The following is an 18,918-nucleotide window of genomic DNA, read 5'->3' as shown; positions in this document are numbered from 1 at the left end:
GATCACCGGTACGCCACGCCCGGCATGATGCAGAGCATTTCGAACGCGAGGTTGGCGCCGACCAGTGCGGTCGTGCCGGCCTGGTCGTACGGCGGCGAGACCTCGACGAGGTCGGCGCCCACGACATTGAGGCCTTTCATGCCGCGAATGATTTCGAGGCCCTGCTGCACCGTGAGGCCGCCGATTTCGGGCGTGCCCGTGCCGGGCGCGAACGAGGGATCGAGACCGTCGATGTCGAAGCTCAGGTACACGGGCGTGTCGCCCACGCGCGCGCGTACTTCTTCCATGAGCGGTGCGAGCGACTTGTTCCAGCAGGCTTCGGCCTGCACCACCGTGAAGCCCTGCTTGCGGCACCAGTCGAAATCGTCGGCGTGATAGCCCGTGCCACGCAGACCGATCTGCGTGACCTTATCGCACTGCAGCAAGCCATCTTCCACCGCGCGGCGGAATGGCGTGCCATGCGCGATTTTCTCGCCGAACATGGTGTCATTCACGTCCGCGTGCGCGTCCACGTGAACCACGGCCACCTTGCCGTACTTCTTGTGCAGCGAGCGCAGGATCGGCCACGCGATCGTGTGGTCGCCGCCTAGCGTGATCGGCCGGCAGCCGTTGGCGACGATCTCGTCGTAGGCTGCTTCGATCAGGTGGATCGAGTCCTTGAGGTCATACGGATTGGTCGCGACGTCGCCGATGTCGGCCACTTGCAGCGAATCGAACGGCGCCGCGCGCGTGGCCATGTTGTACGGGCGCAGCAGCACCGATTCCGAGCGGATCTGGCGCGGGCCGAAGCGCGCGCCCGAACGGTTCGAGGTGCCGATGTCGAGCGGGACGCCCACGAAGCAGGCGTCGAGGCCTTCGGTGGTGGCGGCTTGCGGCAGGCGCATCATGGTGGCGATGCCGCCGAAGCGCGGCATCTCGTTGCCGCCGAGCGGCTGGTTGAATTCGCTTTGCATGGACCGTGTCTCCGTCTGATTGATGCAGGTTGATGCGGGTTGATGCGAGTGCGCCGATGGTAGGCGACACGCCGCCCATGCAAATCACGAAGTTGAGATGTTTACATCGATGCCGATCGATGTTGGCGGGGTGTTACGCCGGCGATGAGGAAGGGTATCAGGGATTAACCGGAGGAAATAACCCGGCTGCGCAACGGCGGCGGAGGTGCAGCAGAGAGGCAGCGGATGTTATGGCGCTTGCAGACGAGTCGGCGCATGCCCCCACGCAACCAGCTCGCGCTTGGTGCGCACTCCCAGCTTCGCGAATGCGCGCTTCACATAAGTTTCGGCCGTGGCCGCCCGCACGCCGACGATTTCCGCCGCCTCGGGCACCGTTTTGCCCTCGATGAGATGCGCGCAGATTTCGTATTCGCGTTTCGAAAGCCGCACGCTATCGGCCGCGATGCGCGCGTCGAATTGCGCGAGCGGGTGCAGATACGAGGTGGGATGGGCCACGCGCCTGGCCGCGCTGGTCGAGGCATGTAGTTCCAGCAGCGGAAACAGGAAATCGCTCACGTTGCGAAACAGGCTCATTTCCGCGAGCGAAAACGGCGGTTCATGGAGCGCGCGCTCGATAGCGATGGAGTGCTGGGCGTGGCGCGTGCCTCGCGCGAGCACGCATTCATGAGCGATGAAGGCTTCATCGAAAAGCCGTTGGCGGAACTCGCCGGGCGGAATCGCGCCGATGTCGCGCACCACGAGCAGGGTGCCGATCTTGCCGCGAATACCCGCGAACAGCGGATCGACTTCATGGAACCGGTCGTAGTAGAGCGTCATGACCTCGGAGATCGCGCCGGTGTCCATGCCCACGCCGCTGCTGCCGATCCATTCGCACAGAAAGCCGTTGGGCATCGTGCTGTCCGCGCGTGAGCGCTCGAGATGCACGACGTTCAGCGGAATGATCTCGTTGAGCAGCAACGTGAGGCGCCGCACGAAATCGGGCGTGCCGACGGCCTCGATAACGTTGCCGAGGGTCTTGAACGAGAGCGGAAAATTCGACGGATCGCTGGCTGGGGAGGGGACGGAAATCTGCATGGCGTGCCCCGATTGAAAGGCGAACTCATTATAGCCGAAGCCTCGAGCGCCCCCCGGAAGCCGTCAAAACGCACGTTGTCCCCCCTGAGGGAGGGCATACCGGGACGTCGCGAATCGGTAACTTTGGCGTCACTGATTTCATTGAATAAAACAGGACACACATGAGCAAGCTGATTCAGGACATCGTGCAACTGGGCGCAGACCTGGGCGAATTCACCAAACTCGATTTCGGCATGGACGAAAGCGACTGGCGTGCGGCCGAGGGGCAGAGCGGCAAATACGTGATCGGCTGGTGGGAAGGCAAGGTGGGCGCGGTGGACTTCCCCGAGACGACCGCTGACGAAGCCGTGTGGCTCGTCGAAGGCAAGATCGCGCTCACCGATGCGAACGGCGGCCGCAAGGAATTCAAGGCAGGCGAGGGCTATCTGCTGCCGGCGGGCTTTGCAGGCCGCTGGGAAACCATCGAAGACGCCAGGAAGTTCTACGTCCTGCTCGAAAAGCAATAAGCCTTAAACCCGGAATAACCAGGAATAACCTGGAATAGCGTGTAATTAAACCAGGCATTAAATCCGGAACCGCGTCAAGCCGTGCCGTCCTCTTGAGGGCGGCATGCTCCCCTCACGCCTCAAGCAGTGAACGCCATCATGAGTAAAAGTGCGCAACTCTACGAAGCCGGCATGCCGGCGCCCGCCGCCGCGCGCCAGGCGGGCCGCAAGCCCAACGCGCTGAGCGTCGAAGATGCGCTCTCGCGCACCAGGCTCTCGCCGTACTGGCTTGATAACCCTGACCAGCCGCCGGCCGAGCCCAAGCTCACGTGCGACACCCAGGCGGATCTGCTGATCGTGGGCGGCGGCTTCACGGGGCTGTGGGCGGCCGTGCAGGCCAAGGAGCAGATGCCCGAGCTCGACGTGGTGGTGATCGAAGCGGGCCGCGTCGCGCATGGCGCATCGGGCCGTGCGGGCGGCATCATCTCGACTTCGGTGATGCACGGCCTGCCCAATGCGGTGCGGGTGTTTCCGAACGATATCGCGCAGCTCGAGGAATTCGGCCATCGCAATCTGGATGGCTTCGAAGAAACGCTCAAGCGTTACGGCATTGACGCCGACATCGAATGGAACGGCGAAATGACGGTGGCGGTGGACCCCGACCACGTCGAGCATCTGCGCGCCGACTACGTACTGCACAAGCAGCACGGCCACGACGTTGTGCTATTGGGCGAGCAGGCCACGCGCGAGCAGCTGGATTCGCCGTTGTTCGCGGGCGCGCTGTGGTCGCGCAATCGTAGTGGCATCGTGCACCCGGCCAAGCTGGCATGGGGCCTCAAGCGAGCGGCGCTCGCGCTCGGCGTGCGGCTATACGAGCACTCGCCGCTCACGAGCGTGAAGGATGAGGGTGAGACCGTGTTCGTCAAGACGCTCGGCGGCAGCGTGCGCGCGCCGCGCGTGCTGTTCGGCAGCGGCACGGCCAAGGTCGGCATTCCCGATATCAACCGGCGCGTGCTGCAAGTGCGCGATCACGTGCTCGCCACCGAGCCGCTCACCGAAGAACAGCTTGCGCGCATTGGCTGGAAGAACCGCCAGGGCATTTACGACACGCGCACGCAACTCAATTATTTCCGCCTCACCAAAGACAACAACATTATTTTCGGCGGCCTCGTGAGCTATCACTTCGACGGCGATCCGCATCCGCCGCAGGACGGGCAGCGCGAAACCTACTATCGGCTCGCGGAAGCGTTCTACAAGACCTTCCCGCAACTCTCCGACGTGCGCTTCTCGCATGCATGGGGTGGCCCGATCGACTATTGCTCGCGCGGCTCGGTGTTCGCCAAGCGCTACCTCGGCGGCAAGGGCGTGTTCGTTGCGGGCTACACGGGTTTTGGCGTGGCCGCGAGCCGCTTCGGCGCATTCATGGGCCTCAATATCCTGTTCGGCCGCAACAGCCCGGAGCAGGAACTCGATATCGCCAGGCTGGGACCGAGCTGGATTCCGCCCGAGCCGGTGCGCTGGCTGGCGGCCAAGGTCACCTTCCATGCCTTCGATGGCGCCGACGCCGAAGGCGGCTGGAAGCGCGCGTGGATCAAGGGCATCAAGGCCATGGGCTTTCCGATGTGAGTTGCGGTGTGAGTGTGAGTCGGCATGTTTTCCAATACCTCTGACCTCGACCTGCGCCTCGTGCGGGTCTTTCTCGCGGTGGTGGACGCGCGCGGCATCACCGCCGCCGAAGCCACGCTCGGTGTGCGCCAGTCGACCATCAGCTCGCAGCTTTCCGCGCTTGAGGCGCGCGTGGGCTTCACGCTGTGCGAGCGCGGGCGCGGCGGCTTTCGCCTGACGTCGAAGGGCGAGCGCTTCGTGGCGTCGGCGCGCGCGCTGCTGGCGGCGACTTCGCAGTTCGTCGCGCAGGTGCGCGACATCGACCGCAAGCTCGTGGGCACGCTGTCGATCGGCTTGATCGGGCAGGCCTCGCAGGTGGAGAACGCCCGTCTTGCCGAAGCCATCGGCGCATTTCGCAAGCGTGACCAGGCCGTGCGCTTCGCGATGCGCGTCGCGCCGCCGCAGGAGCTCGAAGAAGGCCTCGTGAATCAGCAGCTCGATCTCGCGATCGGCTACTTCTGGCACCGCGTGGCCGGGCTCACCTATACCGAGCTATTCAGCGAGCGCCAGGTGATCTGCTGCGGGCGCGGGCATCCGCTTTTTCACGCGGAGCCGCACGTCACGCTCGACGACCTGCGCGCGCACGACTGGATCTGGCGCAGCTACCCGGTGCCCGAAGAGCTTGCGAGCATCGGCGAGCGTCAGGTGACCGCCATCGCGGACAGCATCGACGCCGCCACCGTGCTGATTCTCTCGGGCAGCCATATCGGCTACCTGCCGGAGCATCACGCGCAGACTTTCGAGCAGCGTGGCCTGATTCGCGTGCTCGGGCGTTCGGCGTTCGGCTTCGACGTGCCGCTACACCTTGCGATCAAACGTGGCGCAGCGGACAAGCCGATCGTGCGCGCTTTCTGCGACGACTTGCTCAATGTGTACGGTGCGCGTGTCCTGGTGGAGGAGCCGGCGTGCGCGTGATGCGTGTGCGCATACATCGCGCGGGCTCGAAGTGAACGTTTTAAATACGCAATATGGCGCGCACTCGACTAATTTAGAGTGACCGCCTGAGACTTGTACCGGCCGGCCTCGAGCGATCCTCGGGGCGGCGCCGTGCCGGTGCGCCAAGGAGTGAGACATCATGGCTGAAAATACCAGTATTACGCAGATCGAAGCATTCGGCTTCGAGCGCATTCCCGACGCTTCGCGCTATGCGCGTCCCATCGATCTCTTCCGGCTGCTGTTCGGCGGCTGCAATACCTTCTCCACTTCGGTGCTCGGCAGTTTTCCCGTTCTGGTCGGCCTTTCGTTCAGGGCGAGCGTCTACGCGATTGTGCTGGGCGTGCTCGTGGGCACCTGCATTCTCGCGCCGATGAGCCTGTTCGGTCCGCGCAACGGCACCAGCGATCCGGTTTCCTCGGGCGCGCACTTCGGCATTCATGGGCGGATCGTCGGCTCGTTTCTTGCGCTGCTGACTTCGATTGCGTTCTTCTCGCTGGCGGTGTGGAGCTCGGGCGATGCGCTCGTGGGCGGTGCGCACAACCTCGCGGACGTGCCGGTCAATCACTGGACGCTCGGCACTGCGTACATGATCTTCGCGGTGCTCGTGCTGATCGTTTGCATCTACGGGTTTCGCTTCATGCTGTGGGTGAACAAGATTGCGGTGTGGGCCGCCAGCCTCATGTTCATCGTCGGTGCATTTGCGTTCGCGGGCACGTTCGATATCAACTATGCCGGCACGCTGCAAGCGGGCGGCGCGGGCTTCTGGGCCGCGTTCGTGGGCTCCGTGCTCGTCGCGCTGAGCAACCCGGTGTCGTTCGCCTCGACGCTCGGCGACTGGGCGCGCTACATTCCCGAAACCACGCCGCGCCATCGCATCATGGGCGCCGTGTTTGCCGCGCAGATCGCCACCTTCGTGCCGTTCTTCTTCGGTCTTGCCACGGCCACCATCATCGCCACGCATGCGCCCAGCTATATCGCTTCGAACGATTACGTGGGCGGGTTGCTCGCGGTCTCGCCGCGCTGGTTCCTGCTGCCGATGTGCCTGATCGCGATCATCGGCGGGATGTCGACGGGCACCACTGCGCTATACGGCACGGGCCTCGACATGTCGAGCATGTTCCCCAGGCTGCTCGACCGCGTGCGTGCGACGCTGCTGATCGGCACGTTCGCCATCGGCTTCATCTTCGCGGGCCGCTTCGCGTTCAATCTGGTGGAGAGCGTCTCGACGTTCTCGACGCTCATCGACACCTTCAGCTGCCCGTGGATGGCGATCATGGTGATTGGCTTCTTGCAGCGCCGCGGCTTCTATCTCGCCGACGACCTGCAGATCTTCAATCGTGGCGGACGCGGCGGCCATTACTGGTTCACGCGCGGCTGGAATCTGCGTGCGATGGGCGCGTGGCTGCCGGCCGCGTTTATCGGGCTGGCGTTCGTGAATCTGCCGGGGCAGTTCGTCGGGCCGCTGGGCAATCTCGCGGGCGGCTGCGACCTGAGCGTGCCGGCTTCGCTGATCGCGGGTGGCGCGCTGTATCTGGCGCTGCTGGGGATGTTCCCGGAACCCGATGCGGTGTACGGGCCCAACGGGCGCCGCTTCGTGCGCGGCATGCGGAGCCAGGCGTATGCGGCCAATCGCGAGCATGTGGAGGAGTTTGCCGAGTAATCGACGGCAGTGCATGGCAGCACTGCGCAGTGAGCAATCCAGCGTTGACGCGTTCGATTCTTCAGGATGACGAATCGAACGCGTTTTTACATCAATAGCGCGAAAGCTGGCTGCCGTTCACCTGGACGCGCTCGCCGGGGCGCAGGTCGCCCGGCGTCGGCACGTCGAACGAGCGCATCGAACCGTCGCTCAGTTGGACGTCGATGCGATAGCCCGCGGGCTGGCCCATGCTCTGGCCGACCTGGTTGCCCGCGTAGGCGCCGCCAAGCGCGCCGATAACCGTCGCCACGTCGCGGCCATGGCCGCCGCCGAACTGATTGCCCACCACGCCGCCCACCAGCGCGCCCACTACGGTGCCTGCGATGCCTGAAGCACCCGTGGCGTTGCTGATAGCGCGAATGTTCGCGATGGTGCCATACTGCGTGCCGTATTGATTCCCGTACTGGCTGCTGCTCTGATTGCCGTACTGCGAGTCGTACGGTTGCTGATATTGCGGCTGTTGATAGGGTTGCTGCTGATACGGCTGCTGCACGGTGCCCGGTTGCGCGTAGACCGGCTGGCCCTGGTAGCCTTGTTGCTGTGCACCGTACGGCGTATAGCCTTGCGGATAGCCCGGCGCGACGCACGCCGAAAGCGAAAGGCTGGCGGCGGTGGCAAGGGCGACGATCAGGGTGGACTGGGTAGAGAACATGGTCATGGGTCTGGTGTGCATCGGCGTCGCATTGGGCGCGGCGAGCATGATCGAGAAGGCGGATGCGCGGGAGTATAAGGAATGCCCGGCGGGCCGTCCGCTGCGCGCGTGTAACGACGTGTAAAGTTTGTTGCGGCGTCGTGGTTGACGAGGCGCCCGCCCACGGGCGCGAGGGTTCCCGCCATTCTCAGAACCGGTTGCCAAGCTGGAAATAGACGTTGTAGGTGCCGCCCGGCGCCATGGCCAGCCCCAGGTACACGGGCCCGATCACGGTTGTCGAGCCGGCAAACACGCTCGCGCTGGTAAGCCAGGGGCCGCGCGCGAAGTGTTGGGGCGAGTTCCAGACATTGCCGGCCTCCAGGCTCGCGCCAGCGAACACGCCGCGCAACGGCCCGGAATCGAACTTCGAGAGCTGCGCGAAGCCGGTCACGCGTCCGTAGAGAATATAGCTGCCGCTGAACTGGTCGGGGGCGTACGCGGAGAGCCGCTGGAAGCCGCCGAGGTTGAACATATAGGCCGACGAATCGCGATTGCCGCCGAATTGCCCGCCTGCTTCGAGCGCCGCATTCACGCTATAGATGCCGTGGCTCGCCGCCCACAGGCCGCGCGCCTGCGCGATGTTGTAGCTGCCGTCGTTCCGGTTCAGGCTGAATTGCGCGCCGCTGTCGAGGTAGAAGCCGTGGCGCGGAAAGAGCGAATCGTCGAGTTGATCGACCGTCATGCCGACCGTGCCCACCGTCTGGCTCGTCGACCCGGCGGATAGCGCGGCGGCCTGATATGACCAGTCGCCTTCGCCATTGTCGGTCGCCGTAATGATGGACGAGCGCGGATGATATGCAGTCCAGACTTGTGCGATGCCCGCGCGCGCCTTGCCCCAGGTGCCGAGCGGCACGCCGAGGCCGAGCCCGGCGCGCAAATCCTGCTGCATGTACGAGGCGATCGGGCGGCTGTTTTCCTTGGCGTCGGTGTTGTCGTCGGGGTAGAGATTGATGTCGTTGCGCCGGATCGATGCGTAAGGGGCAACGTACACGTCGCTGTGAAGGAGCGGCTGACGCAGCTCCGTGCGCCAGCCCAGATCGCGGCTGCCGAGCACGACGTCGTTGCGCCACGAGAGCCCGCTCTCCGTGATCCAGGGCAGGCGATGGCCGATTTGCAACGTGAAGCCGCCGTCGCCGTTGAAGTTGGTCGACACGCCAAGTCCGAACAGCAGCAGATTCGGCCCCCAACTCTTCGTGGTGGCGTCCACGTGCAGCACGCGATCCCCGGGCGGCCCGCTCAACGACTGCGAGACGCTTTCGAGGTCGGCGGTGTTGATCAGCGTGCCCAGATGCCTGTCGATGGCGGCGGCGTCGTACACATCCCCCGGCTTGACCTGCAGCGCCGCCTGCACGCGGCTTGCCGGCACGTTGCCGTGCGTGGCGATGTCGATGCGGTCGATGCGCGTGCCGGGCGGCAGGAACACCTCATGGGAGAGGCCGGCGCGATACGCCGCATAGTGGGCGTCGCCGATCGAGAGCGCGGCCAGCTGCGTGGCGTGCGCCAGCGCAGACGCGGTGCCGGCGGCCACGCCCTGCTGCATCGCGCCGAAGTCGCTGAACGAGAGCTCGCCCAGATCCGGCTCGAGCAGCACGTCGGCCGGACGCAGCGTGGCCTTTTGCTCGAGCACGTTGCGCGTCATCATCAGGCGAAGCATTTGCGACGTGACGCCCGCCATCGACGTGATCTGGTCGGCGCGTTTCAACGGTGTGCCGATGTCGACGGCAATCACAATATCGGCGCCCATCTGCCGCGCAATATCGATCGGCAGATTCGACGCGAGGCCGCCGTCGATCAGCGTGCGGCCTCCGATCTTGACGGGCGCGAACAGGCCAGGCACCGCCATGCTCGCGCGAATGGCTTGCGGGAGCGAGCCGTCGTGCAACACGATTCGCTCGCCGGTCTCGAGATCGGTCGCCACGGCGCGATATGGAATCGGCAGCCGGTCGAAGTCCACGTCCGCGGGAATTTGCGCGGTGTTGGCGCGCAACAGCGCCGTGAGCTTGTTGCCCTGCACGAGACCGTTGGGCATCTTCAACTGGCCGTTGCCGAAGCCCACGGGCATGCCGATGGGGTAGGCGAGGTTATCCTCGCGCATGGACTGCGGCCAGTGCTCGCGGGCGTCGCGATCGTACGCCACGTCGTTCAGGTTCAGCGCGGTGAGCGCGTGTTCGATCTGGTCGGCGGACAAGCCGCTCGCGTAGAGCCCGCCGATCACGGCACCCATGCTGGTGCCGGCGATGCAGTCCACCGGCACGTGCAGCCTTTCGAGTTCGCGCAGCACGCCAATATGCGCATAGCCGCGCGCGCCGCCGCCCGACAACGCCAGGCAGATGCGCGGCCGGCGCGGCGCGGGCGTACCGATCGCGCCGGGCATCGGCGCCGCCACGGGGACGGATGGTGCCGCGAGTGCGATGGAGGCGATGAACGCGGACAGCACGCCGAACAGTGCGGCACAGGCGATGCGAAGGGAAATCGGGAAGGCGGTCACGGGTCCGTAGGCTGGCTAGCCGCACGGCCGGGATGCCGGTGCGGGGCCGGAAGTCTACGAATCAGGACCGGGGCGGAGCTATCGGCGCAGGCTGAAACCGCCACGTCTTTTAATTTGTGTCAATTCCTGCTGCCGAAAGCTGATTGTATGCAAAGGTCAGTAACATAGCCACCAGTGGAAGGATTCGTCATATTTTTGGACGTTCCGGTGTCGGCCATCGCCACTGGCCCTGTCTTCCCGCCCTCGTTACAACGCGACAACAACGCAGCGCCAGCCGCCGTTGATTGCGCCATCGACCTGCGCCGGCCTGTCTGAATGCCGGGGCATTGAACCAGACATGAAAGTCCGCAATGCCCGCAACTGGGCACCCCGAGGCCCGCGCCGCTGGTGGCTGGCCGCTGCCGCGCTCGCCGTCGCGAGTGCCATCCGCATCGCGCTGCACCCCGTGCTCGGGCCGATGATGCCGGGAACGCTGTTCTGCATTGCGGCTTCGCTGGTCGAATACTATTTGGGCCTCGCGCCTGCAGCGGTCGTCATGGTGCTCGGGCTCGGCATTGCCGACTTTCTGTTCGTCCCTCCTTACGGGAACCTCAGCTACCTCGATCGTCGGGATGTGGTCCTGCTGGTGTCTTATCCGTTCCTGACGATCATCGTGATGACCTTGATCGAGCGTTTGCGGCGTGAACAGTTTCGCGGCCAATTGCTCGCTGAAGTGGCTCAGTCGCGCTACGAGATGCTGCTGCGGCACGACAACGAGCGCGTGCTGGCGCGCCGCGCCGTCGACGAGACACATCGCCTGCTGCGCCATCTCGCGCAGCACCACGACGGCTTCATCCTCATCAAGGCGCTCGAGCGCGATGCCGCGCAGCGCGCGAGCGTGGGGCAGAGTATTGCGGCATTGCCGGCGGCGACCGAAGTCGCGCCGGGCCCGCTATTCGACGCGGTGCATCCCGAGGACATCCAGCGCGTGAGCAAAGCGCTGTGGCCGGGGCAGCACCGGGTGCGTCTGCGGCGCGAGTCGAACGAGCGCGAGTTCCGCATGACGAATTGCAGCTGCGAACGCTTCACCACGCACGCGGGCGATTTTCTCGTGCTGCGCACAGAGCGCTGAGATGACGACGGTCGAAATGGAGCGGACCGCGCCCGAGGCGCCCGCATCAGCGGTTCAGCCCGAGGGCATCTTCAGCGAAGGCGATGGCCACGCGGTCTTGCTGCTGCATGGGCTGTCGAGCTCGCCGATTGAGCTGCGCTACCTCGCGCGTTATTTGCAGAACGAAGGATTCACGGTCCGCGCGCCGCTCATCGAAGGGTATAGCGCGGGCTCGCGCGAGCAGGTCATGGAACGCTGGGTCGAGGGCGCGGTGCGCGAGTTCGATGCGCTTGCGACACGCTACGAGCGCGTGTCCGTCTGCGGCCTTTCGATTGGCGGCGCGCTCGCGCTGCGGCTCGTGCGCGAGCGGCCCGCCGCGCAGTCGCTGGTGCTGCTTTCGCTCACGCTCGCCTACGACGGCTGGGCGATACCGTGGTATCGCTTTCTGCTCGACTGGGCGTATTACACGCCGCTGCGCCACCGCTACCGGTATCGCGAGGCGGAACCGTTCGGCGTGCGCAACGAGGCGTTGCGCAAGAAGATCGCGCGCGCCATGCAGCGCAATGCGTTCAGCGAGGTGGGGCCGTCGACGATCTCGCTGCCCGCGCTGCACCAGGCGTTGCGTCTGTCGCGCGCCGCGCGCAAGGACGTCCCGAGCATCGAGACCGACACGCTCGTGATTCACGCCATCGACGACGAGACCTCGAGCCCGCGCAACCCGCGCTATGTGATCGACCATGTCGGCGCGAATTTTCTGCGCACGCTGTGGCTCGACGACTCGTACCACATGATCACCTCGGACAACGAGCGCGAGATCGTGGCGCGCGAAACCGCGCTGTTCCTGCGCGAGAGCGAAGTGGCGCGCGGCTCGGGCGACGCGTCCAATCAACCGGTTGTTTCGAAGGCGCTCGCGCGGCGCTTGCGCCAGCTGGCCGCCGTGGGAAGGAAGAAAGCATGAAGCCGTTCATATCGACGGCACGCATCGCGTGCGCCGCTGTCATGGTGCTCGCGCTGGCGCGCACGGCATGGGCCGACGACGCAGCGGCGCCTGAGCAAAGCGCTGCCGCTGCGCGGGCCGGGTCGCAGTCAGGGGCGCAGGCCGACTCGCCCTGGAAGATTGCAATCGGCCCCGGCGCGTACTTCGCGCCGCAGTATCCGGGCGCGAAGCACATGAAGGTGTATCCGTTCCCGGCGCTCGACATCTCGTACCGCGACCGCATTTTTTCGCAGGGGCCGGACGTGCTCGGCATCAACGTGCTGACTGGGGAAAACTATCACGTGGGCGCGTCGCTGAGCTTCGACTTCCAGTCGCGCAACGTCGCGGACGAACCGCATCTGCACGGCCTCGGCAATGTCGATGAGGGCCCGAAGCTGCGCCTGTTCGCCGACTACACCGTGTGGGCTTTCACCGGTGCAGTGGCCATGTATCAGGACATCAGCGGCAATGGTCAGGGAACGACGGCCAGCGCCGACCTGTACGCGTCGTTGCCGCTGCAGGGCTGGCTCCTTTCGGTCGGCCCGGGGCTCACATGGGCCAATGCCGTTTATACGCGCACACTGTTCGGCGTGTCGGCGGCGCAGAGCGCGGCGTCGGGCTTGCCGCAGTACGCAACGGGTTCCGGCGTGCGCGACCTGCACATGACGCTCTACGCGTCGCACGATTTTTCGAAGCACTGGGTGGGCTCCGTGAACGCGACGCTCGGGCGTTTGCAGCACTACGCCGCGGGCAGCCCGATCACCGAAAGCCGCCGCGAACTGACCACGTTCGCGGCGCTCGACTACCGGTTTTGATGAACTGGCTTTCTACGCCTCGCCGGCACGCCCCAGGGCCGGCGCACGGGCGGGTCCGATCCGGCCCGAAACTGGCGGCAGACCCGCGGGTAAGCGGCTAAAAACCGGCTGAAAACCGGCCCGAAACAGCTTTTACAGACGATTACATATCTGACGCGTGCGGGCGATATCGGCGCTCATACAATCCCTCATCGAAGCGAATTTTGGGGAGAAGATGATGGCAAAAGTACGAGCAATCGTTGCGGTGTCCGCCTTTCTGGTGGCTTGCGCAAGCGCACCGGCATTCGCAGGTGCCGGCGGTGGCGGCAATGGCGGAGGTAATGGCGGCGGCAACGGAGGGGGCAATGGCGGTGTCGGCGGCGGAATGGGCGGCGGAATGAGCGGCGGCCACGCTGCGGGCGGCATGTCGGGCGGTCATATGAGCGGCAAGGGCGAGGCCAACACGAACGGCCATTTGTCCGCCGATCGCGATACCGGCCATGAGCGTGCCGCCGATCGCGCGAGCATGCATGCGGTCTCGCATCCGGGCAAGCACGATGGCAAGCATGTCGGCAAGGCGGGCAAGCGCGGCGAGAACGGCGAGCACCTCGCCGTTGACCAGAAGATCTGATGTAGTGCAGGAACGAAGCCGCGCGCCGGCGAGGGCGCACGGCTTCGCGCACGTTCCCGTGCGCATTCTCATGCTCAAAGAAAGGGCACGGCCTCTTTCTGGCCTGCCGCACGATAATCTGCATTCCTGATGGAATGCGCCGTGCCGGTTATTGCACGACCTTCACGTCGTGAATCTTGACCTTTGGCGTGCCGAACCATTCCTTGTCGTACTTGCCCGTGAGGTCGACGGTGGTGGTGTCGTTTACCGGCTGCCCCGACGGCCAGTGCCTCGCGTCGATCTTGACCGGAATCTCGCCGGTGCTGTCCTTGAACGTATATTTCTCATCGCCGAGCGATTTCACCACTTGACCGCGCAGCACCACGCGCTGGTCGTCCTTGCCCGCGCTGGCCAACTGCTGGACCGTCGTGGCCGCGGGCCGCTCGCCCGGGCCCGTATACTGGGCATGCGCAGCCGCAGCGAAGGTTGCGATCAGGCCGGCGATAATGAGCTTTTTCATCGGTTTTCCTTGTTCAAAGGTGCGGCCCCCGAGGCCGCGACAGGAAGCAGTCTACGAAAGCGAGACTGAAGTCCGTATGAAGCGGGAGCAGCGGCGCGGTCCGTCGCGTTAATGCTCTCTTAATCTGCGCAAAGGTAAGCTCGTGAGCCTATTTTGGAGAACCGGCCAGTACAGGAGATGGCGACAGCATGCGAATACTGCTGGTTGAGGACGATCCGCTGATCGGCAATGGGCTGCGCATCGGCTTGCGTCGGGAAGGCTTTGCCGTGGACTGGGTGCAGGACGGCGACGCCGGCGCGCTGGCGCTGCGCACCACGGTCTATGGGCTCGTGCTGCTCGATTTGGGCTTGCCGAACCAGGATGGCATGACGCTGCTTGCCGCATTGCGCAAGCGCGACGACTCGACTCCCGTGATCGTCATTACCGCGCGCGACAGCGTGCCGGACCGCGTCGCCGGGCTCGATGGCGGGGCCGACGATTATCTCGTCAAGCCATTCGCGCTGGAGGAACTGCTCGCGCGCATCCGCGTCGCGAACCGCCGCCAGGCCGGGCGTGCCCAGGCCATGCTGACGGCGGGCGCGTTGCGGCTGGATCCGGCGCGGCGCCGCTGCTGGCTCCACGATCAGGAAATCTCCATCACGGCGCGCGAATTCGCGCTGCTCGAAGAGCTGATGCGCGATCCGGGCGCCATCGTCACGCGCGAGCAGCTCGAAGAACGCCTGTATGGCTGGAACGAGGAAATCGAGAGCAACGCCATTCAGGTGCACGTCTACAACCTGCGCCGCAAGCTGGGCTCGGATGCCATCCGCAATGTGCGCGGCGTGGGCTACGGTATCGGGAAGATCGAATGACCACGTTGCGTGCGCGTTCCGCGCGCTGGTTCATGTCGTCGCTGCGCCGGCGCCTGTTGCTGTGGCTGTTGCCGTCCATGCTGTTCGCCGGCGTGCTGGCGAGCGCGGCCACCTGGTGGGGCTCGCTGGGCGAGATCGACGAAATCCTCAACGACCAGATGAAGGCGGTCGCGCGGCACGTGGTGGTGGACGCCGACGGCCGTCTCTCGCTCACGGGCGCGGACCGCAAGGGCCGGCTTTCGGGCAAGCAGTCGCACGGCGTGCTGCTGCAAGTGTGGGAAGACCGCAAGCTCGTGTTCAGCAGCGACCCCGATGCGCGGCTGCCTGCGCCACAAGGCCCGGGCTATGCCGACATGACCGTCGACGGCCAGGTCTGGCACACCTGGGCGAGCCCGAGCGGGACCATGCTGGTGCGTGTGGCGCAGGCGCGCCTCGCACGCTGGGAGGCGCTGGCCGAGGTCTCGATGCATCTGTTCTGGCCGGTGCTTTCGCTGGTGCCGGTGGTCGCGCTGCTGCTGTGGTTCGGCATCGGCTACGGCTTGCGGCCGCTGCGCGAGGTGGCTTCGGGGCTCAAGCGCCGCGACGCCAACAACATGCAGACCATAGAAACGTCGCAGATGCCCAACGAAGTGAAGCCGCTCGTGGACGCGCTCAACGACCTGCTCGTGCGACTCGATCAAGCCTTTACCTTGCAGAAGCATTTCATCGCGGATGCCGCGCACGAATTGCGCACGCCGATCATGGGGCTTGGTCTGCAGGCCGAACTATTGCCGAAAGCGGAGAGCGTGCAGGAGCGCGACGAAATCGTCATGCAGATCCGCTCGGGTACGGAGCGGCTCGCGCACCTGGTCGCGCAGCTGCTCACACTCGCGCGGCTCGATCCCGACACTCACGATATGGGCCGCGAAGGAAGGCAGGAAGTCGATCTGACCGCGCTCGCGCGCTCTGTGGTGGCCGAGCGCGTGCGGCTTGCCGAGGCGAGCCAGATCGACCTCGGGCTCGCGGGCGAGCAGGCGGTGAGCGTGCGCGGTTATGGCGAGAACCTGCGCGTGCTGCTCAATAACCTGGTCGATAACGCGATTCGCTATGCCGGCGCGCACGCGCGCGTCGACGTTGTGGTGCGCAAGGAGGGCCCGTGCGCGGTGCTCGAAGTCAGCGACAACGGCCCAGGGATTCCCGAGCGGGATCGCGAGCGTGTGTGGGAGCGCTTTTATCGTGGCGGCGGCCATGCAGCCCAGGCGATTTCGGGCAGCGGGCTGGGGCTTTCGATCGTGCGGCGCATTGCCGAGCAGCATCAGGCGTACGTTACGCTCGACAGCGGGGCCGATGGCCGGGGGCTGACGGTCCGCGTGCGCTTTCCGGCGCGGCAGCGGCTCGCGCAGCCTGGCGCTGAAACAAGCGCCTGTACATCAATCTGAATTCGACTTTTGCAATGGAAACACTCGAAGCATTGAACCGTTCGCTCTTTCTCGCGATCAACGCCACGCCGGCCACGCCGCACTGGCTCATCGAAACGGCGCTCGTTGTCGCGAACGACTTGATCCTGCTGGTGCCGCTCGCGCTGGTGCTGATGTGGCTGTCCGGCGACGAGCGCAAGCGCGCCATCGCCCTTCGGGTGTGCGTGGTCGCGCTGGTTACGCTGGGCATCAATCAGGCGATCGCTTTCGCCTGGCCGCATCCGCGGCCATTCGTGATCGGGCTTGGGCATACCTTCTTCGAGCACGCGCCCGACTCGTCGTTTCCGAGCGATCACGGGACCGTGTGCTCGGTGTTCGTGCTCACGTTGCTATTGGGCGGCATGGTGCGCAGCGGTTTGCTCGCGCTGGTCGCGGGAGTGGCGATTGCCTGGGCGCGGGTCTTTCTCGGCGTGCACTTTCCGTTCGACATGATCGGCGCACTCGTGATCTCGTGCCTCGTCTACGCGGTGATTACGCCGGTCTGGGGTGCGTACGGCACGCCGCTCACGCAGTTTGCCGTCACGCTGTACCGCATGCTGCTTGCGCTTCCCATTCGCCAGGGCTGGCTGCGGCCCTGAGTCTCGCAGAGCCGGCTTCCGATTAGTGGTTAATCAGAAACTTCGTCCGGTCCGGCTCGTCCTTGATCCAGTTCGGCGGCTTGCCGCGCCCCGACCATTCCGCGCCGGTTGCCGGGTCGCGATACTTCGGCGGCACCTTGCTGGCCTTCGCGGCTTGCACAGGGCCGCGAATGTCATCGAGCGTGATTCTGTGAAGCTTCATCTTGCAGATGATCTCGTCGAGCACGTTCACGCGTTCTTCCTTGAACGCTTCCTGAAGCTGGGCCTCGAGCTGCTCGCGCTGGGCGATCAATTCTTTGTAGCTGGACATCGGCGGGTGGGGTGTTGAGGGTAATGCGCATATTTTAACGCGAGCGGGCGCGTGCTCGATTAAACCGCTGCGCGCCGTTAAATCAAGGCGCACGTAAGGTCATTGATAGTATGACCTTGTCGTGCACTCGCCTGCGTGGATGAAAAAGTGCGTGCAGTATGAGGCCCCGATAGCCTCGCCGCTTACCTGCTCGGCCACAAGACACGCTCGGCGCTGCGTCTGATAACGCGCCGGCAAGTCATCAGGATCACTGATTTTCAACGTGGCGCACTGACTTCCCGAAGCGGGGTTGTGGCTGATCCTCCGCACGGATACGTTCCTCGACATGGGGCGCGCGGCCGCCCAACGTGCCCGGCAACGGCGCGGCCGCGGCGGTCGTGGCGAAATGGGAGGGCCAGCCGGGCCCGGCGATGAGCGATGAAGAATACGAAGCGCTCGTTACCGCGAGAGAGGCGGAGAAGGTATGAGCCGGCGGCCGCGCGAGCGGCCGCCTGAAACTGAAGACGCGCTTTAAAGGATACGATCCAGCGCGTTGGCGAGTCTGGCGAGCGCGCTATCGACATCATGCAGTTTGTCGAGGCCGAACAGCCCGAGGCGGAAGGTCTTGAAGTCCTCCGGCTCGTCGCATTGCAGGGGAACGCCGGCGGCGACCTGCAAGCCGACATCGGCGAACTTCTTGCCGGAGCGGATGCCATCGTCGTCGGTGTAGCTGACTACCACGCCCGGCGCCTGAAAACCCTCGGCCGCCACGCTCCTGAACCCCTTGCTCTCCAGCAGCGCGCGAACGCGCTTGCCGAGTTCGAGCTGCTCCGCCCGCACCTTGTCGAAGCCGTAAGCCTCGGTTTCCTTCATCACGTTGCGCAGCGTCGCGAGGCTGTCCGTGGGCATCGTGGCGTGGTATGCGAAACCGCCGTTCTCGTAGGCTTCCATGATCTGCAGCCACTTGCGCAGGTCGCAGGAGAAGCTGGTGCTGGTGGTGGCGTCGATTCTTTCGCGCGCGAGCGGGCTGAGCATGACCAGCCCGCAGCAGGGCGAGGCGCTCCAGCCCTTTTGCGGCGCACTGATCAGGACATCGACGCCGCTTGCCTGCATATCGACCCAGATCGTGCCGGAGGCGATGCAATCGAGCACGAACATGCCGCCGACCGCATGCACGGCGTCGGCCACTGCGCGCAAATAATCGTCGGGCAGGATCATCCCCGATGCCGTTTCGACATGCGGGGCGAAAACCAGATCGGGCTTGTGCGCCTTGATGGCAGCGACGACTTCTTCAATCGGGGCTGGTGCATAGGCGGCTTGCCTGCCGGGCTCGACCGGGCGGGCCTTCAATACGACTGATTCGGACGGAATGCCGCCCATGTCGAAGATCTGCGACCAGCGGAAGCTGAACCAGCCGTTGCGGATGACCAGACACTTTTTATTCGTCGCGAACTGCCGGGCCACGGCTTCCATGCCGAAAGTCCCGCTGCCCGGGACCACAATGGCCGCCTTCGCGTTGTAGACCTTTTTCAGCAGACCGGAAATGTCGCGCATGACGCCCTGAAAGAGCTGCGACATATGGTTGATCGAGCGGTCGGTGTAGACCACTGAATATTCGAGGAGTCCCTCGCGGTCGACATTGGGGAGTAAACCTGGCACGCTCGCCTCCGGTATGAGATGAATGAGGTGAGCAGTATTTGTGATTCGATACGACGGCAACAACACAAATATGCTTTTCGCCTCGATGAAAGCAAATTCTAGC

General features: G+C 64.9%; 18 protein-coding genes and 1 pseudogene. 12 read left to right on the top strand and 7 right to left on the bottom strand.

Annotated elements, in window-relative coordinates; all coding sequences use genetic code 11:
• Positions 1-2: 2 nt before the first annotated feature.
• The gene (gene speB / locus P5W99_RS26800; protein WP_421027813.1) at positions 3-953 is read right to left on the bottom strand and encodes an agmatinase; all 951 of its coding nucleotides are present in this window, start codon (positions 951-953) and stop codon (positions 3-5) included.
• A gap of 228 nt (positions 954-1,181) precedes the next feature.
• Positions 1,182-2,027, bottom strand: coding sequence for a helix-turn-helix transcriptional regulator (locus tag P5W99_RS26795; RefSeq protein ID WP_421027812.1), 846 nt, complete (start codon positions 2,025-2,027; stop codon positions 1,182-1,184).
• Positions 2,028-2,188: 161 nt separating this feature from the next.
• Between P5W99_RS26795 and P5W99_RS26790 the strand changes: the two genes are divergently transcribed.
• The 4 genes from P5W99_RS26790 (at position 2,189) to P5W99_RS26775 (ending at position 6,773) form a co-directional block, all read left to right on the top strand.
• Positions 2,189-2,533: a cupin domain-containing protein gene (locus tag P5W99_RS26790; protein WP_421027811.1), complete on the top strand. Its 345-nt coding sequence runs from the start codon at positions 2,189-2,191 to the stop codon at positions 2,531-2,533.
• Between the two features lie 171 nt (positions 2,534-2,704).
• Complete coding sequence (locus P5W99_RS26785) at positions 2,705-4,138, top strand: NAD(P)/FAD-dependent oxidoreductase (protein WP_421028042.1); 1,434 nt, start codon at positions 2,705-2,707, stop codon at positions 4,136-4,138.
• A 24-nt stretch (positions 4,139-4,162) separates the two neighbouring features.
• Positions 4,163-5,092 carry a LysR family transcriptional regulator gene (locus P5W99_RS26780; protein WP_421027810.1) on the top strand — a complete coding sequence of 310 codons (930 nt, stop codon included), beginning with the start codon at positions 4,163-4,165 and terminating at the stop codon, positions 5,090-5,092.
• Between the two features lie 160 nt (positions 5,093-5,252).
• A complete protein-coding gene (locus P5W99_RS26775; RefSeq protein WP_421027809.1) occupies positions 5,253-6,773 on the top strand; it encodes a purine-cytosine permease family protein in 1,521 nt (506 codons plus the stop codon).
• Positions 6,774-6,864: 91 nt separating this feature from the next.
• On the opposite strand, the gene P5W99_RS26770 is transcribed toward P5W99_RS26775, so the two are convergent.
• Together P5W99_RS26770 and P5W99_RS26765 are read right to left on the bottom strand one after the other, a co-directional pair.
• Positions 6,865-7,485: a glycine zipper 2TM domain-containing protein gene (locus P5W99_RS26770; protein ID WP_421027808.1), complete on the bottom strand. Its 621-nt coding sequence runs from the start codon at positions 7,483-7,485 to the stop codon at positions 6,865-6,867.
• A gap of 166 nt (positions 7,486-7,651) precedes the next feature.
• Positions 7,652-9,991, bottom strand: coding sequence for a patatin-like phospholipase family protein (locus P5W99_RS26765; RefSeq protein WP_421027807.1), 2,340 nt, complete (start codon positions 9,989-9,991; stop codon positions 7,652-7,654).
• Positions 9,992-10,328: 337 nt separating this feature from the next.
• Between P5W99_RS26765 and P5W99_RS26760 the strand changes: the two genes are divergently transcribed.
• The 4 genes from P5W99_RS26760 to P5W99_RS26745 all read left to right on the top strand — a co-directional run bounded on the left by P5W99_RS26760 (position 10,329) and on the right by P5W99_RS26745 (position 13,482).
• Positions 10,329-11,102 carry a DUF4118 domain-containing protein gene (locus tag P5W99_RS26760; RefSeq protein WP_421027806.1) on the top strand — a complete coding sequence of 258 codons (774 nt, stop codon included), beginning with the start codon at positions 10,329-10,331 and terminating at the stop codon, positions 11,100-11,102.
• Between the two features lie 16 nt (positions 11,103-11,118).
• Positions 11,119-12,039, top strand: a complete 921-nt coding sequence (locus tag P5W99_RS26755; protein WP_421028041.1) for an alpha/beta hydrolase — start codon at positions 11,119-11,121, stop codon at positions 12,037-12,039.
• Positions 12,036-12,872: a MipA/OmpV family protein gene (locus P5W99_RS26750; RefSeq protein ID WP_421027805.1), complete on the top strand. Its 837-nt coding sequence runs from the start codon at positions 12,036-12,038 to the stop codon at positions 12,870-12,872. Before P5W99_RS26755 ends, P5W99_RS26750 begins: the two co-directional genes overlap by 4 nt.
• A 217-nt stretch (positions 12,873-13,089) precedes the next feature.
• Entirely contained in the window at positions 13,090-13,482 is a 393-nt protein-coding gene (locus tag P5W99_RS26745) for a hypothetical protein (RefSeq protein WP_421027804.1), read from the top strand.
• A gap of 148 nt (positions 13,483-13,630) precedes the next feature.
• Here P5W99_RS26745 and P5W99_RS26740 read toward each other — a convergent pair whose 3' ends face one another.
• The gene (locus P5W99_RS26740) at positions 13,631-13,981 is read right to left on the bottom strand and encodes a YgiW/YdeI family stress tolerance OB fold protein (protein ID WP_421027803.1); all 351 of its coding nucleotides are present in this window, start codon (positions 13,979-13,981) and stop codon (positions 13,631-13,633) included.
• Between the two features lie 188 nt (positions 13,982-14,169).
• On the opposite strand from P5W99_RS26740, the gene P5W99_RS26735 reads away from it, so the two are divergent.
• The 3 genes from P5W99_RS26735 to P5W99_RS26725 are packed head-to-tail and all read left to right on the top strand — an operon-like array spanning position 14,170 to position 16,867.
• The gene (locus P5W99_RS26735) at positions 14,170-14,832 is read left to right on the top strand and encodes a response regulator (RefSeq protein ID WP_421027802.1); all 663 of its coding nucleotides are present in this window, start codon (positions 14,170-14,172) and stop codon (positions 14,830-14,832) included.
• Positions 14,829-16,250 carry an ATP-binding protein gene (locus P5W99_RS26730; protein WP_421027801.1) on the top strand — a complete coding sequence of 474 codons (1,422 nt, stop codon included), beginning with the start codon at positions 14,829-14,831 and terminating at the stop codon, positions 16,248-16,250. Before P5W99_RS26735 ends, P5W99_RS26730 begins: the two co-directional genes overlap by 4 nt.
• 14 nt (positions 16,251-16,264) lie before the next feature.
• Complete coding sequence (locus P5W99_RS26725) at positions 16,265-16,867, top strand: phosphatase PAP2 family protein (RefSeq protein ID WP_421027800.1); 603 nt, start codon at positions 16,265-16,267, stop codon at positions 16,865-16,867.
• Between the two features lie 22 nt (positions 16,868-16,889).
• Here P5W99_RS26725 and P5W99_RS26720 read toward each other — a convergent pair whose 3' ends face one another.
• Positions 16,890-17,177, bottom strand: coding sequence for an H-NS family nucleoid-associated regulatory protein (locus P5W99_RS26720; RefSeq protein WP_421027799.1), 288 nt, complete (start codon positions 17,175-17,177; stop codon positions 16,890-16,892).
• A 274-nt stretch (positions 17,178-17,451) separates the two neighbouring features.
• Between P5W99_RS26720 and P5W99_RS26715 the strand changes: the two are divergent.
• Positions 17,452-17,644 (top strand): annotated as a pseudogene (locus tag P5W99_RS26715) (cation:dicarboxylate symporter family transporter); the annotation flags it as partial.
• A gap of 43 nt (positions 17,645-17,687) precedes the next feature.
• Here P5W99_RS26715 and P5W99_RS26710 read toward each other — a convergent pair.
• On the bottom strand, positions 17,688-18,815 hold the full coding sequence (locus P5W99_RS26710) for an aminotransferase class V-fold PLP-dependent enzyme (protein WP_434665169.1): 1,128 nt from the start codon (positions 18,813-18,815) through the stop codon (positions 17,688-17,690).
• Positions 18,816-18,918: the final 103 nt, after the last annotated feature.

This window comes from Paraburkholderia sp. A3BS-1L, assembly GCF_051125215.1.
Taxonomy (GTDB): domain Bacteria; phylum Pseudomonadota; class Gammaproteobacteria; order Burkholderiales; family Burkholderiaceae; genus Paraburkholderia.
The sequence above is the reverse complement of the archived record's forward strand: the minus strand, read 5'-3'. Positions and strand labels throughout refer to the sequence as shown.